This is a genomic window from Vogesella oryzae, from assembly GCF_902829295.1.
In the GTDB taxonomy this organism is placed as follows: domain Bacteria; phylum Pseudomonadota; class Gammaproteobacteria; order Burkholderiales; family Chromobacteriaceae; genus Vogesella; species Vogesella oryzae.
This window is the reverse complement of the sequence record NZ_CADEPL010000002.1, coordinates 32,006-47,440: the sequence shown is the minus strand read 5'-3', so window position 1 is coordinate 47,440 and position 15,435 is coordinate 32,006. Positions and strand designations below refer to the sequence as shown.

General features: G+C 63.9%; 16 protein-coding genes. 7 read left to right on the top strand and 9 right to left on the bottom strand.

What is annotated here, in order from left to right; all coding sequences use genetic code 11:
• Positions 1-6 precede the first annotated feature (6 nt).
• Together HU218_RS00740 and HU218_RS00735 are read right to left on the bottom strand one after the other, a co-directional pair.
• Positions 7-1,044 carry a type IV pilus twitching motility protein PilT gene (locus HU218_RS00740; protein WP_174873006.1) on the bottom strand — a complete coding sequence of 346 codons (1,038 nt, stop codon included), beginning with the start codon at positions 1,042-1,044 and terminating at the stop codon, positions 7-9.
• 208 nt (positions 1,045-1,252) lie between these two features.
• A complete protein-coding gene (locus tag HU218_RS00735; protein ID WP_174873005.1) occupies positions 1,253-1,960 on the bottom strand; it encodes a hypothetical protein in 708 nt (235 codons plus the stop codon).
• Between the two features lie 336 nt (positions 1,961-2,296).
• Here HU218_RS00735 and HU218_RS00730 point away from each other — a divergent pair, with 336 nt between their 5' ends.
• The 6 genes from HU218_RS00730 (at position 2,297) to aroG (ending at position 6,638) form a co-directional block, all read left to right on the top strand.
• Positions 2,297-2,989, top strand: coding sequence for a YggS family pyridoxal phosphate-dependent enzyme (locus HU218_RS00730; protein ID WP_174873004.1), 693 nt, complete (start codon positions 2,297-2,299; stop codon positions 2,987-2,989).
• 50 nt (positions 2,990-3,039) lie between these two features.
• Positions 3,040-3,843, top strand: coding sequence for a pyrroline-5-carboxylate reductase (gene proC / locus HU218_RS00725; RefSeq protein ID WP_174873003.1), 804 nt, complete (start codon positions 3,040-3,042; stop codon positions 3,841-3,843).
• A 3-nt stretch (positions 3,844-3,846) separates the two neighbouring features.
• A complete protein-coding gene (locus HU218_RS00720; RefSeq protein WP_174873002.1) occupies positions 3,847-4,431 on the top strand; it encodes a YggT family protein in 585 nt (194 codons plus the stop codon).
• A gap of 66 nt (positions 4,432-4,497) precedes the next feature.
• A complete protein-coding gene (locus HU218_RS00715; RefSeq protein WP_174873001.1) occupies positions 4,498-4,803 on the top strand; it encodes a c-type cytochrome in 306 nt (101 codons plus the stop codon).
• A 215-nt stretch (positions 4,804-5,018) separates the two neighbouring features.
• Positions 5,019-5,429 carry an RNA polymerase-binding protein DksA gene (gene dksA / locus HU218_RS00710; protein ID WP_174873000.1) on the top strand — a complete coding sequence of 137 codons (411 nt, stop codon included), beginning with the start codon at positions 5,019-5,021 and terminating at the stop codon, positions 5,427-5,429.
• 132 nt (positions 5,430-5,561) lie between these two features.
• Positions 5,562-6,638, top strand: coding sequence for a 3-deoxy-7-phosphoheptulonate synthase AroG (gene aroG / locus HU218_RS00705; RefSeq protein WP_174872999.1), 1,077 nt, complete (start codon positions 5,562-5,564; stop codon positions 6,636-6,638).
• Between the two features lie 79 nt (positions 6,639-6,717).
• On the opposite strand, the gene HU218_RS00700 is transcribed toward aroG, so the two are convergent.
• Together HU218_RS00700 and HU218_RS00695 are read right to left on the bottom strand one after the other, a co-directional pair.
• Positions 6,718-7,512 carry a TIGR00266 family protein gene (locus HU218_RS00700; RefSeq protein ID WP_174872998.1) on the bottom strand — a complete coding sequence of 265 codons (795 nt, stop codon included), beginning with the start codon at positions 7,510-7,512 and terminating at the stop codon, positions 6,718-6,720.
• A 28-nt stretch (positions 7,513-7,540) separates the two neighbouring features.
• Complete coding sequence (locus HU218_RS00695) at positions 7,541-7,687, bottom strand: hypothetical protein (RefSeq protein WP_174872997.1); 147 nt, start codon at positions 7,685-7,687, stop codon at positions 7,541-7,543.
• A gap of 101 nt (positions 7,688-7,788) precedes the next feature.
• Here HU218_RS00695 and HU218_RS00690 point away from each other — a divergent pair, with 101 nt between their 5' ends.
• Positions 7,789-8,946, top strand: coding sequence for an HPP family protein (locus tag HU218_RS00690; RefSeq protein WP_174872996.1), 1,158 nt, complete (start codon positions 7,789-7,791; stop codon positions 8,944-8,946).
• A 72-nt stretch (positions 8,947-9,018) separates the two neighbouring features.
• On the opposite strand, the gene fba is transcribed toward HU218_RS00690, so the two are convergent.
• From fba to tkt, 5 genes are all read right to left on the bottom strand, one after another.
• Positions 9,019-10,083 (bottom strand): class II fructose-bisphosphate aldolase, encoded by a 1,065-nt coding sequence (fba, locus tag HU218_RS00685; protein ID WP_174872995.1) that lies wholly within the window; start codon positions 10,081-10,083, stop codon positions 9,019-9,021.
• A 73-nt stretch (positions 10,084-10,156) separates the two neighbouring features.
• Complete coding sequence (locus HU218_RS00680; RefSeq protein WP_174872994.1) at positions 10,157-10,789, bottom strand: LysE family translocator; 633 nt, start codon at positions 10,787-10,789, stop codon at positions 10,157-10,159.
• A gap of 172 nt (positions 10,790-10,961) precedes the next feature.
• Complete coding sequence (locus HU218_RS00675) at positions 10,962-12,134, bottom strand: phosphoglycerate kinase (protein WP_174872993.1); 1,173 nt, start codon at positions 12,132-12,134, stop codon at positions 10,962-10,964.
• A 162-nt stretch (positions 12,135-12,296) separates the two neighbouring features.
• Positions 12,297-13,310 carry a type I glyceraldehyde-3-phosphate dehydrogenase gene (gene gap / locus HU218_RS00670; RefSeq protein WP_174872992.1) on the bottom strand — a complete coding sequence of 338 codons (1,014 nt, stop codon included), beginning with the start codon at positions 13,308-13,310 and terminating at the stop codon, positions 12,297-12,299.
• Positions 13,311-13,429: 119 nt separating this feature from the next.
• A complete protein-coding gene (gene tkt / locus HU218_RS00665) occupies positions 13,430-15,421 on the bottom strand; it encodes a transketolase (protein ID WP_174872991.1) in 1,992 nt (663 codons plus the stop codon).
• Between the last annotated feature and the right edge of the window lie 14 nt (positions 15,422-15,435).

Sequence of the window (15,435 nt, the reverse complement as noted above, 5' to 3'; positions counted from 1 at the left end):
CTCCGCTTAGAAGAGATCCTTATTGGTGGCCTTGCCGCGCGCCTCTTCGTCGGACACGATATTGCGGCGGACCAGATCCTGCAGGCACTGGTCCAGTGTCTGCATGCCATATTGCTGGCCGGTCTGGATCATCGAGTTGATCTGCGCCAGCTTGTTTTCCCGGATCAGGTTACGGATCGCCGGGGTGCCGATCATGATTTCGTGTGCCGCCACACGGCCGCCGCCATCCTTGGTCTTCAGCAGCGCCTGCGATATCACCGCGCGCAGGCTTTCCGACAGCATCGCGCGCACCATTTCCTTTTCCGCCGCCGGGAACACGTCGACGATACGGTCGATGGTCTTGGCAGCACTGCTGGTGTGCAGGGTACCGAATACCAGGTGGCCGGTTTCCGCCGCAGTCAGTGCCAGGCGGATGGTTTCCAGGTCACGCATTTCGCCGACCAGGATCACGTCCGGGTCTTCACGCAGCGCGCTTTTCAGCGCATTGGCAAAGCTGCGGGTCTGGGTGCCGAGCTCGCGCTGGTTGATCAGCGACTTCTTGCTCTCGTGCACGAATTCGATCGGGTCTTCCGCGGTCAGGATGTGCGCGTACTCGTTGTTGTTGATGAAGTCGATCATCGCCGCCAGGGTGGTGGATTTACCGGAGCCGGTCGGCCCGGTGACCAGCACGATGCCGCGCGGGTACTGGGAAATGTCGCGGAATATCTTGGGCGCGTTCAGCTCCTCCAGCGACAGCACCTTGGACGGAATCACGCGGAACACCGCGCCCATGCCGCGGTTCTGCATGAAGGTATTGACGCGGAAGCGCGCCAGATTGGGCACTTCGAAGGAAAAGTCGCACTCCAGCGAGTCTTCGAAAATCTTGCGCTGGAAGTCGTTCATGATGTCGTACACCATGTCGTGTACATCACGGTGTTCCATCGGCGGCAGGTTGATGCGGCGGATGTCGCCATGTACGCGGATCATCGGCGGCAAGCCGGCGGAAAGGTGCAGGTCCGAGGCCTTGTTCTTGACGGTAAAGGCCAGCAGGTCCGAAATTTCCATCTTGTTTTCCCCTGGTACTCGCTGTGGCGTGCCGGCTGGCTGGGCCCGGGCTGGCGGCGCCGTCGTGCTGCAGTTGATCGTAGGATTATTGCGCTAGCTGGCTGAATCATACACGGCGGCCAACGGCGGCTCCATGCCGGCGCTGCCGGCACCGGTTGGCGCCGGCCGGGGGCTCGTCACCGGTTGCGCGTTGGGGGAGGTTACGGTCTTACACTTCGTACAAATCCCGTTCGCCGCTGTTTTCCTCCGCCTCGGTAAACCATTCCGGCGCGCGCCGGCAGGCCAGCAGCAGGTTTGACAGGCTGTCGACATGCCATTGTGCCGCCCTGGTCTGGCGCTGGATTTTCTTCTGATGGCTGTCGACCAGCCATTTGCCAAGAAACAGGCCGGCGGCCAGACCCGCCAGCGCGCCATAGACACCGGCGATGCCGGCGCCGAGCAACACTGCGCCGGCGCTGGCCGCCGCGCCGAGCAGCCAGGGCTTGGCGTGGGCGGTGTGCTTCACCGTCTGCAATGTATGGCGGGCGCTATCCAGCTCGCTTTGCAAGACCTCGCACACCAGGCGCCGTGGCGCGCGCCGGTGCAGGATCAGCTGCTTGCGCGGTTCGATGTCGGCAACCGCGAAGTAGCATTCGCGCAGTGCCTTGCGCCGCTTGTTGATGCGGGTGGCGATGTAGTCGAAGCTTTTATGCTGTTTTGCCTGCAGGTCTTCCGGCCGGCGTTTGGCGGTAAACAGTTCGCGCAAGGCGGCGACCTCAACCGCCATGCCGTTGTAGTGGTCGCCTTCCAGCGCGGCAATGTTGTCGGCGATGCCAAGCTCGTGCTCCAGTCGGCGGTAAGCCTCCTGATGTTTGGCACTGTTCATTTCGACCTCATGCAGCCGGTTGGAACGTGCCATGTCGTCGTGGAACTGCATGTGAACCTCCTGCACTCTCTGCTACCGTTTTATAGCCTAGTCGCCTGCTTGCTGTAGCGGTTGGCCGCAGCCGGCGGGTGACGGTCTGCAGCAGGATGACCATGCCGGCAAGCAAGGCCGGTATGCGCAATCATGCCGGTTAAGGGTTTCTGGCTCTTGCTGCAGCACATCCATATAATTCCCGAGGGTGCTGGTGGCCGGTTGGCGATCGGCATTGCTTCACCGGCAAGCCGCAGCACGTAAACATGAAGGCCGCTTTCGGCGGCATTGCCCAACCGGCACGGCGGCATCGCCAGGCTGGCCGGTGGTCCGAATCTAACCAATCCATAGAGTCATATGACGCAACTCGCACAGGCATTGCAGCAGGTACGCGACAAGCTGGCCGCTGCAGCGTTGGCCGCAGGGCGGCCGCCACAGGATGTCCAGTTACTGGCGGTCAGCAAGACCTTTCCGGCGGATGCCATCCGCGAAGTCTATGCTGCCGGTCAGCGGGCTTTCGGCGAGAACTATGTGCAGGAGCTGCAGACCAAATGTGCCGAACTGGCCGATCTGGACATCGAATGGCATTTCATCGGCCCGTTGCAGTCCAACAAGAGCCGCACGGTTGCCGAGCTGGCGCACTGGGTGCATTCCGTGGACCGCCTGAAGATTGCCGAGCGGCTGTCGGCGCAGCGTCCGGCGGCGATGCCGGCGCTGAATGTCTGCGTGCAGGTCAATGTATCCGGCGAGGACAGCAAGAGCGGCTGTGCACCGCAAGAGGCACCGGCGTTGCTGCGGGCGGTGGCGACGTTGCCCGGTCTGCGGTTACGCGGGCTGATGTGCATTCCGGAGCCGTCGCCGGATCCGGCAGTGTTGGCCGCACGGTTTGGCGTATTGCGCCAGTTGCAGCAACAGATGGCGGCCGAGGGCATGGTGCTGGATACCCTGTCGATGGGCATGTCGGCCGATATGGCGCAGGCGGTCGCCGCCGGCAGCAGCATGGTAAGGGTCGGTACGGCTATCTTTGGTGCGCGTCACTACCCTGCCTAGGCAGCGGTGACGGGTACCCGCAAATGTATTCAACCTTCAAGGGCTAAGTAATGCAGATTACCTTTATTGGCGGCGGCAACATGGCCTCGGCCATCATCGGCGGGCTGGGCAACAGTGGCGAACATCAGATCCGCGTGGTCGAACTGCACGCCGACAAACGTCAGCAGTTACAACAACAGTTTGCGGTGCAGGCCGTCGCCGAGATGCCGACGCAGTTTGCCGCCGACGAGGTGGTGGTGCTGGCGGTCAAGCCCCAGGGCCTGCGCGATGTCTGTCTGGCGCTGGCGCCGGTGCTGGGCGGCGCGCTGGTGGTATCGATTGCGGCCGGTATCCGCTGCGAGGCAATGACGCGCTGGCTGGGTAGCGAGCGCATTGTGCGGGTGATGCCCAACACGCCGGCGATGGTCGGCAAGGGCGTGTCCGGCCTGTACGCTGCGGCCAACGTTGGCGCCGCCGACCGCGACGCGGCAACCCGCATCATGCAGGCGGTCGGCACGACCACCTGGCTGGATGCCGAATCCGGAATCGATGACATCACCAGCGTCTCCGGTAGCGGCCCGGCCTATGTGTTCTATTTCATCGAAAGCATGATCGAAGGCGCGGTGCAGGCCGGCTTTGCCGAAGACGAGGCCCGCCGCCTGGTGCTGGCTACCTTTGATGGCGCGGTTGAGCTGGCGCGGCAAAGCCCGCTGCCGGTAGCGACCCTGCGCCAGAACGTGATGTCCAAGGGCGGTACTACCGAGCGCGCGATTTTCCGCTTCGAAGCGGAAGGCGTGAAACAGGCCATCATCGCCGGGGCGATGGATTGCCGCGCCCGTTCGGTGGAAATGGGCCTCGAACTGTCCAGGGATTAATCCATGCTGATTCAGGAAACATTACGCTTTTTGCTGACGACTCTGGGCGGCCTGCTGGTGCTGGTGCTGCTGATGCGCTTCTACCTGCAGCTGGCACGGGCGCCGCACAAGCATCCGTTCACCCAGTTCGTGATGGCGGTGACCAACTTTGCCGTGTTGCCGCTACGGCGCCGGGTGCCGTCCTGGCACGGCTATGACAGCGCCTCGTTGCTGTTGGCGCTGCTGGTACAGCTGGTGGTGGTGGCGCTGGTGCTGGCGCTCAATGCCATGCCCTATGACTTTTCCAGCCCGCAAACCTGGTTCGGCCTGCTGTTGCTGGCGATACTGGAGTTGTTCCGCCAGTCGCTGAACCTGTTGTCCGGCGCCGTGATCGTGCAGGCTATTCTTAGCTGGGTGAGCCCGTACAATGCGTTGTCCCCGGTGCTGGAGGCGCTTACCCGCCCTTACCTCAAGCCGTTCCGTGCGGCCAACGTGGGGGGCGTGGACCTGTCGCCGCTGATCCTGCTGCTGATCATCCAGGTAATACAGATGCTGCCGCTGCGGGTGCTGGAGGGCGTGTTTTTGACCCAGCTGCAACTCGCGGTGTAGCGGTGTAATCCGGGTCTGGAACGCAGCCGGCCGTGATGCGGCGGCTGCTCTTGTGGAGGAGAAGCAATGAAGAAGAAACTGTTTGCCGCACTGGCCTGGAGCCTGTTGGCCGCGCCGTCTTTTGCCAGCCTCCAGCTGGCACAGAAATACAATTGCACCGCCTGCCATGCCGTCGAGCAGAAGGTGGTCGGTCCGGCCTACAAGGATGTGGCCAAAAAATATGCCGGTGACAAGGGCGCCGAGGCGCGGCTGTTCGCCAAGGTGAAAGCGGGCGGTGCCGGGGTGTGGGGCAACATTCCGATGCCGCCGAACCCGCAGGTCAGCGATGCCGACCTCAAAGTCCTGGTGAAATGGGTGTTGTCACTCAAATGACAAACCGCGCAACGACAACGGCCTTCGGGCCGTTTTTTTATTGTATTGCGCCAGCGCAAGCCAGTTGCGGTCCGGCGGCTTGAGCTTTATACCACCGGGAGCTATATAGATAGATAATTCCGTGAATGTTCTATTACCGTGTTGCACTTTCCTTATGCCGTCGGTAATCTTCCACGCCTGTTTGCCAAAACTCTTAATAGCTGGAAGCTCAAATCATGGCCAAGCTGACTGAACAAGACATCCTCAACTGGTCCGGCGACGACTACATGAACGCCGACCACCTTGAGTTCTTCAAGGAGCGCCTGCTGCAGATGCAGCAAGAGCTGTTGGGCAACGCCAATGCCACGGCCAGCCATCTGCAAGAGCAGGAGGCGACGCCGGATCCGGCTGACCGCGCCACGCTGGAAGAGGAGTACGCACTGGAGCTGCGCACTCGCGACCGTGAGCGCAAACTGCTGCAAAAGATCCAGTCCACCCTGCGTCTGATCGACGACGGTTCCTATGGTTTCTGTGAAGATACCGGCGAGCCGATCGGCCTCAAGCGCCTGCTGGCACGTCCTACCGCCACCCTGTCGGTGGAAGCACAGGAACGCCGCGAGCGCATGAAGCGCCAGTACGCAGACTGATTGCTGTCGGCCGCAGCACAAGGGCACCCCGCGGGGTGCCCTTTTGTTTTGCCGCGGCAGGCTTGGCACGACGGGTGCAAGCAGGTAATGTTGCTATGCAAAGAGATAGCCAGACCGGCAAGGAAAAAAATCATGCACCGCCAGACCGATGACGTAAGAATCCGAGATATCAAGGAACTGCTGCCCCCGATCGCGCACCTGTACGAGCTGCCGATCAACGAACAGGCGGCCGAGCTGATCTACCATACCCGCCGTGACATCGCCCGCCTGTTGCGCGGCGAGGATGACCGCATGCTGGTGGTGATCGGGCCCTGTTCCATCCACGACCCGGCTGCGGCCGAAGAATATGCCCGCCGCCTGCTGCCGCTGCGCGACAAGTACGCCGGCGAGCTGGTGGTGGTGATGCGCGTGTATTTTGAAAAACCGCGTACCACCGTGGGCTGGAAAGGGCTGATCAACGATCCGCACCTGGACGAATCCTACGACATCAACGCCGGTCTGCGCATCGGCCGCCGCCTGCTGCTCAACCTCAACAGCATGGGCATGCCGGCCGCCACCGAATTCCTCGACATGATCACCCCGCAGTACCTGGCTGACCTGATCAGCTGGGGCGCCATCGGCGCGCGTACCACCGAGTCGCAGGTACACCGCGAGCTGGCCTCCGGCCTGTCCTGCCCGGTAGGCTTCAAAAACGGCACCGACGGCAACCTGAAGATCGCGGTAGACGCCATCCGCTCAGCCAGCGTGTCGCACCATTTCCTGTCGGTGACCAAGACCGGTCATTCCGCCATCGTGGAAACCGGCGGCAATCCGGATTGCCACGTGATCCTGCGCGGCGGCAAGGAGCCGAACTACGAAGAGCGCTTCGTGAAAGCCGCTGCTGCCGAACTGGCGGCTGTCGGCCTGCCGCAGAAGCTGATGGTTGACTTCAGCCACGCCAACAGCCGCAAGGACTACAAGCGGCAGATGGAAGTGTGCCAGGACGTGGCTGGTCAGCTGGCGGCGGGTGATACCCACATCTTTGGCGTGATGGTGGAAAGCCATCTGGTGGAAGGCCGTCAGGACCTGAAACCGGGCTGCGAGCTGACCTACGGCCAAAGCATCACCGATGCCTGCATCGGCTGGGACGACACCGAAACCACGCTGCAAACGCTGGCGGATGCGGTGAAGGCCCGTCGCAGCAAGCTGGGTGTGGTCGGCGGCAAGTAAGCCCGACGCGATCCGGACAAAAAAACCGCCCGTTGAGTACGGGCGGTTTTTTCATTGGCGGCCAACGTTGGCCGCGGCCTTAATCGTCGCCGTCGATCAGATCGCCCAGCCCGCCAAGGATCGAACCCTGCTCGCTGCTGCGGCCGCCGGCGCGCGGACTGGCGGCCACGATGCGATCCGCCAGCCGCGATAGCGGCAGCGACTGCAACCACACCTTGCCCGGGCCGGTCAGGCGGGCGAAGAACACGCCCTCGCCGCCGAACAGCGCGCTCTTGAGTTTGCCGACATACTCGATGTCGAAATCCACGCTTGGCTGGTAGGCCACCACGCAGCCGGTATCCACCCGCAGGATCTCGCCCGGATGCAGCTGGCGGCAGGTCAGCGTGCCGCCGGCATGCAAGAACACATAACCGTCGCCCTCCAGCTTCTGCATGATGAAGCCTTCGCCGCCGAACAGGCCGGTGCCGATCTTTTTCTGGAACGCCAGCCCCAGGCTCACGCCTTTGGCGCCGGCCAGAAAACTGTCTTTCTGCGCATACAGCGTGCCGCCCAGCTCCAGCAGGTGCACCGGCACGATCTTGCCCGGATAGCTGGCGGCAAACGCCACCTTGCGCTTTTGCTGGCTCTGGTTCTGGTACACGGTGGTGAACAGCGATTCGCCGGTAATCAGCCGCTTGCCGGCGCCCAGCAGCTTGCCGAACAGGCCGCTCTGGCCGGCAGAGCCGTCGCCGAAGATGGTGTCCATGCTGACACCGTCTTCCATGTAGTACAGCGCGCCGGCCTCACCCACTGCCGCCTCGCCCGGGTCCAGCTCCACTTCGACGTACTGCATGTCGTCGCCGAAAATCTCGTAATCGATCACGTCCATACTCATGTGGTTTTCCTTTCGGGCGCAGGGCGGCTCAGGAGTCGGCCTGCTGGTCGTCAGCCGGCGGCGTTTTGGGTGGCCGCAGCAGCATGATCCACAGGTGCAGCACGATGCCGGCCAGCGGTACTAGCGCCAGGATGATGACAAAGACCCATTCCAGGGGGGAGAACAGTTCGCTCATGACAGCAGTGTACGCAAGCCATCGGCCGCGGCCAAGTTGCGGCTGGCCGCTGGTGCGGCAGCTAAGTGGCAGTTGAAATACATCTTCAATACAATGGTCGCATGCTTGCAAGACTCAACCATTTTCCGGCCGTGCTGCGCGGCCAACTCGGGCGCTGGTGGCCGGAGCCGCTGCAGATCAGCCGGCGCGAACGGCTGGCGGTGACGCTGGCCACGCTGCTGGCCATTGCCGCGACCGGGCTGCTCACGCACTGGCTGCTGGGGCCGGCGCCGATGCTGGTGGCGTCGATGGGCGCTGCCGCGGTGCTGCTGTACGTGTTGCCGGGCAGCCCGCTGGCGCAACCGTGGCCGCTGGTCGGCGGCCATCTGGTGTCGGCGACTATCGGCGTGCTGTGCGCGCACTATGTGGCGATGCCGGCCCTGGCGGCCGGTCTGGCGGTGGCGCTGGCCATTTTTGCCATGATGCTGCTGCGCTGCCTGCACCCGCCGGGTGGCGCCATCGCCCTCAACGCGGTAATCGGCGGCCCGGCAGTACAGGCGATGGGCTTCGGTTTCGTCGGTCTGGTAGCCGGCAACTCGCTGCTGATGTTGCTGTTCGCCCTGTTGCTTAACCGCTACCTGCTGCGCCGTCCCTACCCGCGGCAGCTGCCGGCCGCCAGCCGCCACCAGACCAGCGACCCGTCGCCGCTGGCGCGCATGGGCATCCGCGACGATGACGTCAGTGCAGCACTGGCGGGCTTCAACCATCTGCTGGATATCAGCCGCGAAGACCTGGAACAGGTGATGACGCTGGCCGAGATGCATGCTTACCGCCGCCGGCTGGGCGATGTGCGCTGTCGCGACTTCATGACCCGCGACGTGGTGCGCTTGCGGCCGGATGCCAGTCTGCAGGAAGCGTGGCGACTGTTGCGCCACCACAAGGTGCGGGCGCTGCCGGTTACCGGTGAGTTCGGCCAGGTGCTGGGCATGGTGTCGTTGGTGGATTTCCTCAAGCGGCTGGACGGCACGCCGGAGGGGCTGCGCGAGCGGCTGGCGCGCTTGCTGGGCGGACGCAGTGCCGTCAACCGCGTGGCGGCGATCATGAGCAGCCCGGTGGTGAGCGTGCGCGAGGACATGCATCTGGTGGAGCTGGTGCCGCTGTTTGCCGAGCGCGGTCTGCATCATGTGCCGGTACTGCGTACCGACGGTACGCTCGTGGGCATGATCAGCCAGTCCGACCTGATTGCCGCGCTGTTCCGCGACCGGCTGCATGTGGCGTGATGCGGCCAACGTTGGCCACAGCCATAAAAAAACGCCACTCCGCAGAGTGGCGTTTTGCATGCTGGCAGACGCTTATTTCACGATCTGCGCCAGCTGGCCTTTCAGGTACAGGTTGGCCATGGCATCCAGGCTCACCGGCTTGATCTTGCTGGCCATACCGGCGGCGCCGAAGGCTTCGTAGCGCGCCAGCACGATGTCGCGCATCGCGTCGGTGGAGACCTTCAGGTATTTGCGCGGGTCGAATTCCTTCGGGTTCTGCGCCAGGAAGCGGCGGATGGCACCGGTGGAGGCCAGGCGCAGGTCGGTGTCGATGTTCACCTTGCGCACGCCGTGCTTGATGCCTTCCACGATCTCTTCCACCGGCACGCCGTAGGTCTCGCCCAGGTCGCCGCCGAATTCATTGATGATCTGCAGCCATTCCTGCGGCACGCTGGAGGAGCCGTGCATCACCAGGTGGGTGTTGGGGATGCGGGCGTGGATTTCCTTGATGCGGTCGATGCGCAGCACGTCGCCGGTCGGCTTCTTGGTGAATTTGTAGGCGCCGTGGCTGGTGCCGATGGCGATCGCCAGTGCGTCCACGCCGGTGTCCTTGACGAACTGGGCGGCTTCTTCCGGGTCGGTCAGCAGCTGGCTGTGATCCAGCACGCCTTCGGCGCCGACGCCGTCTTCCTCGCCGGCCATGCCGGTTTCCAGGCTACCCAGGCAGCCGATCTCGCCTTCCACCGACACGCCGCAGGCGTGGGCGAAGTTGACCACGGTGCGGGTCACGTCGACGTTGTAGGCGTAGTCGGCCGGGGTCTTGCCGTCGGACTTCAGCGAGCCGTCCATCATTACCGAGGAGAAACCCAGCTGGATCGAGCGCTGGCACACGTCCGGGCTGGTGCCGTGATCCTGGTGCATCACCACCGGGATATGCGGGAATTCTTCAACTGCCGCCAGGATCAGGTGGCGCAGGAACGGCGCGCCGGCGTATTTGCGCGCGCCGGCGGAAGCCTGCACGATCACCGGAGCATCTACCTTGTCGGCGGCTTCCATGATGGCGCGCATCTGTTCCAGGTTGTTGACGTTGAAGGCCGGCAGGCCGTAGCTGAATTCTGCTGCGTGGTCCAGCAGCTGACGCATCGAAACGAGTGCCATGGTATGAGTCTCCAGTAATTGAATGCTTGTCGCGCCGGCCGTGGCCGGCGCGGGGTAAGGTTGGCCGCGGCGACTACACGCGGTTAACGGTGCTCAGGGCGATGCCGGCCGCCATGAACGAGCCGCCGGCAAAACGGTTCATCAGCCGCTGGCGCAGCGGGCTGGTGAGCCAGTGTTTCAGTTTGGCGCCGCCAAAGGCGTACACCAGTTGCCAGCTGCTTTCGATCACGTAGAAAGTGCCGGCCAGCACCAGCAGCTGCGGCAGTTGCGGCACATCGGCACGCATGAACTGCGGGAACAGCGCGGTAAAGAATACAAAGGCTTTCGGGTTGCTCATCGCCACCAGAAAACCGGTGCGGAAGCGTTGCCAGCCACTGACCGGGGCATCCGCGTCGGCGGTGGCGGTTTCGGCTTCGGCCTTCACCGGTGCGCGCCAGGCCTGGTAGCCCAGCCACACCAGATAGGCGGCGCCGACATATTTGACGATGGAGAACAGCAGCTCGGACGTCGCCAGCAGCGCGCCCAGACCGGCGGCGGAACCGCCCATGATCAGCCCCAGTGCCAGCAGCAGCCCGGCCATGGTCGGCAGCGCGCCGCGCAAGCCGAAGCGGATGCCGTGGCTCATCGCCAGCAGCATGTTGGGGCCAGGGGTGGCGGAGACGAAAAACACCGTCACCACGAAGATCATCCAGGTATTGAACGCCATGCTTGCTGCTCCTTGAAAACAGTCTTGCCGAGTCTAGGCTGCAGGCCTGTACCCGGCAAGTTACATCCTGTGCGGCGAGTGCCGCCGCCGGCCGCTGCCATGATAGCGGCAGCGTGGCACGGCGGCGTGCCGGTGTTGCGGCCAACGTTGGCCGCAGTCACCGTCAGCGCAATCAGGCGCGCTCGGCCAGAATCGCTACCGCCGGCAGTTCCTTGCCTTCCAGGAATTCCAGGAACGCGCCGCCACCGGTGGAGATGTAGCTGATGTCGTCGGTGAGGCCGAACTTGGCGATCGCCGCCAGGGTGTCGCCACCACCGGCAATCGAGAACGACGGCGACTTGGCGATGGCTTCGCCCAGCACGCGGGTGCCGTCGCTGAACTGCGCGAACTCGAACACGCCCACCGGACCGTTCCACACCACGGTGCCGGCGCGGGCGACGATGGCGGCCAGCTCGGCGGCGGATTGCGGGCCGATGTCGAGGATCATGTCGTCGGCGGTCACTTCGGCCACGTTTTTCAGCGTGGCGGCGGCGGTTTCGGCGAACTCGCCGGCACACACCACATCGCTCGGCAGCGGCACATTGCCACCGCGGGCGCGGATCTTGGCGATGACTTTCTTCGCCTCTTCCACCAGGTCGGCCTCGGCCAGCGATTTGCCGATGGTCTTGCCTTCGGCCAGCAGGAAGGTGTTGGCGATGCCGCCACCAACGATCAGCTGATCCACCTTGTCGGCCAGCGCCTCCAGGATGGTGAGCTTGGTGGACACCTTGGAGCCGGCAACGATGGCCACCAGCGGGCGAGCCGGTGCCTGCAGCGCCTTGCCCAGCGCTTCCAGCTCGGCAGCCAGCAGCACACCGGCGCAGGCGACCGGGGCGAACTTGGCCACGGCATGGGTGGAAGCTTCGGCGCGGTGCGCGGTGCCGAAAGCATCGTTAACGAAGATGTCGCACAGGCTGGCGTAGGCGCGGCCCAGCTCTTCGTTGTTCTTTTTCTCGCCCTTGTTCAGGCGCACGTTTTCCAGCATCACCACGTCACCGGCGGCCAACTGCAGGCCGGCCTGCCAGTTGTCGGACACGGTCACGGTCTTGCCCAGCAGCTCGGACAGGCGCACGGCGACCGGGGCCAGGCTGTCTTCCGGCTTTGGCTCGCCTTCGGTGGGGCGGCCGAGGTGGGTCATCAGGATCACGCTGGCACCGGCCTTGAGGCAGTGCTCGATGGACGGCAGGCTGGCGCGGATGCGGGTGTCGTCACCGATCACGCCATTTTTTACCGGCACGTTCATGTCGACACGGATCAGCACGCGTTTGCCGGCCAGGGCCAGGTCGGTCAGTTTTTTGAATTGCATTTTTTCTCCTCAGCTAGGCAGGGCGGGCATGCTGCCCGCCAGTGTCATTGTGCCGCCGCCGGCAGGCCGGACAGCGGCAAATGGGTAACAGTGGCGTGGGTCGCAGGCGACCCACCCTACCAGGCTGGCGCCAACCCGCAGGTTGGCCGCAACAGTCCCGGTTTACTTCGCGGCGAACATGGCGCGCGCGGTTTTCAGCATCTGCTGGCAGAAGCCCCACTCGTTGTCGTACCAGGCCAGCACTTTCACCATATTGCCGCCGGTGACCTTGGTCAGGGTGGCGTCGAAGATGGAGCCTTCGGTGCTGTGGTTGAAGTCGCTGGAGACCAGCGGCAGGGTGTTGTAACCCAGGGTGCCCTTCATGCTGCCTTCCGATGCCTTCAGGATGATCTCGTTGATCTCGTCCTTGGTGGTGTCGCGCATGGCGGTGAAGGTCAGGTCAACCAGCGAGACGTTGATGGTCGGTACGCGCACCGAGAAGCCATCCAGACGGCCCTTCAGTTCCGGCAGCACCAGGCCGACGGCCTTGGCGGCGCCGGTCTTGGTCGGGATCATGTTGTCGGTGGCGGAACGGGCGCGGCGCAGGTCCTTGTGACGCACGTCGGTCAGCACCTGGTCGTTGGTGAAGGCGTGAATGGTGGTCATCAGGCCCTTCTTGATGCCGATGGCGTCGTTCAGCGCCTTGGCCACCGGGGCCAGACAGTTGGTGGTGCAGGACGCGTTGGACACCACGGTCATGTCGGCGGTCAGGATGCCGTGATTCACGCCGTACACGATGGTGGCATCAACGTCATCGCCGCCCGGGGCGGAGATCAGTACCTTCTTGGCGCCGGCGTTCAGGTGCGCCTGGCACTTTTCCTTGGTGGTGAACGAGCCGGTGCATTCCAGCACCAGATCCACCTGCAGCTTGTCCCACGGCAGTTCGGCCGGGTTGCGGGTGGAGAAGAACGGGATCACGTCGCCGTTGACGATCAGGTTGCTCTCGTCGTGGCTGACTTCGGCGTCGAAACGGCCGTGTACGGTGTCGAACTTGGTCAGGTGCGCGTTGGTAGCCAGGTCGCCGGAGGCGTTCACGGCCACGATCTGGAAATCGTTACGCAGGTTGTATTCGTAGATGGAGCGCAGCGCCTGGCGGCCGATACGGCCGTAGCCGTTGATCGCGATACGGATGGTCATGTTTTCTCTCCCAAGAAAAATGTCTGAAAGCGGAATGTGCCCATGTCTGCCGGCTTTTGCCGGTCTGGTGGCACCGAAATAAAGCGGCCGCCTCTCGCCATGCGAGGGCGGCCTGTGTGTTATGCGCGGATCACGTTCTTGGTCTTGGCGACCACGTTGTCCACGGTAAAGCCGAATTCCTTGAACAGCACGCCAGCCGGGGCGGATTCACCGAAGTGGTCGATGCCGACTACTTCGCCTTCCAGGCCCACGTACTTGCGCCAGCCATCGGTAACACCGGCTTCGATCGCCACGCGCGGCACGCCTGCCGGCAGTACCGAGGCGATGTAGGCCTTGTCCTGCTTGTCGAAGGCGTTGGTGCACGGCATGGATACCACGCGCACGGCGATGCCTTCGGCGGCCAGCGCTTCCTGTGCCTTCAGCGCCAGTTCCACTTCGGAACCGGTGGCGATCAGCACCGCCTGCGGGCCCACCGCATCGCGCAGCACGTAACCGCCCTTCTTCACGCCGTCGATCTGCGCGGCGTCACGGCTGACGAACGGCAGGTTCTGGCGGCTGAAGATCAGGCACGACGGATGATCCTTGGCGGCCAGTGCTTCGGCCCAGGCCACCATCGATTCCACGGTGTCGCACGGGCGCCATACCGCCATGTTGGGGATCAGGCGCAGGGTGGCGATCTGTTCCACCGGCTGGTGGGTAGGACCGTCTTCGCCGAGGCCGATGGAGTCGTGGGTGAACACGAATACCGGGTTGATCTTCATCAGCGCCGCCATGCGCAGCGCATTGCGCGCGTATTCGCTGAACATCAGGAAGGTGGCGCCGAACGGCTTCACGCCGCCGTGCAGGGCCAGGCCGTTCATGATGGCGGCCATGCCGAATTCGCGCACACCGTAGTGCACGTAGTTGCCACCGGCTTCTGCGGTTACCGCCACCGAACCCGGCCAGTTGGTCAGGTTGGACGGGGTGAGGTCGGCAGAGCCGCCCACCAGTTCCGGCAGGATTTCGGCAAAGGCGGCGATGGCGTTCTGCGAAGCCTTGCGGGTGGCGATGGTTTCGCCCTTGTCATTGGCCGCGGCGATCTTGGCGGCAACGTGTGCGTCCCAGCCGGCCGGCAGCTCGCCTGCCATGCGGCGGCTGAACTCGGCAGCCAGTGCCGGGTAGGCGGCGGCGTAGTCGGCGAACAGCTTGTCCCAGCCGGCCTGCAGCTCGGCGCCCTTGGCGCGGCAGTCCCAGGCTTCCTGGATCGGTTGCGGCACCACGAACGGCTCGTAGGCCCACTGCAGGTTGGCGCGGGCGGCGGCGATTTCGGCGCTGCCCAGCGGCGCGCCGTGTACATCGTGGCCGCCCTGCTTGTTCGGGGCGCCTTTGCCGATCACGGTCTTGCAGCAGATCAGGGTCGGGCGGTCGCTGCTCTTCTTGGCGGTCGCGATGGCGGTCTGGATTTCTTCCGCGTCGTGACCGTCCACGTTGCGGATTACCTGCCAGCCGTAGGCTTCGAAGCGCGCCGGGGTATCGTCGGTGAACCAGCCGTCCACATCGCCGTCGATGGAGATACCGTTATCGTCGTAGAACGCGATCAGCTTGGACAGGCCCCAGGTGCCGGCCAGCGCGCAGGCTTCGTGGCTGATGCCTTCCATCATGCAGCCGTCGCCCAGGAAGGCGTAGGTGTGATGGTCAACGATCGGGAAACCGTCGCGGTTGAATTCGGCGGCCAGAATCTTTTCTGCCAGCGCCATGCCCACCGCGTTGCTGATGCCCTGGCCCAGCGGGCCGGTAGTGGTTTCCACGCCCGGGGCATAGCCGTATTCCGGGTGGCCCGGCGTCTTGCTGTGCAGCTGGCGGAAATTCTTGAGGTCTTCGATCGACAGGTCGTAGCCGGTGAGGTGCAGCAGGCTGTACAGCAGCATCGAGCCGTGGCCGTTGGACAGCACGAAGCGGTCGCGGTTGGCCCAGTCCGGGTGGGCGGGGTTGTGTTTCAGATGATCGCGCCACAATACTTCAGCGATATCCGCCATGCCCATCGGGGCGCCGGGGTGACCGGATTTGGCCTTTTCCACGGCATCCATGGACAGGAAGCGCACGGCATTGGCTAGCTCGGTTCGGGTGACCATTCGGGGAAAACCTC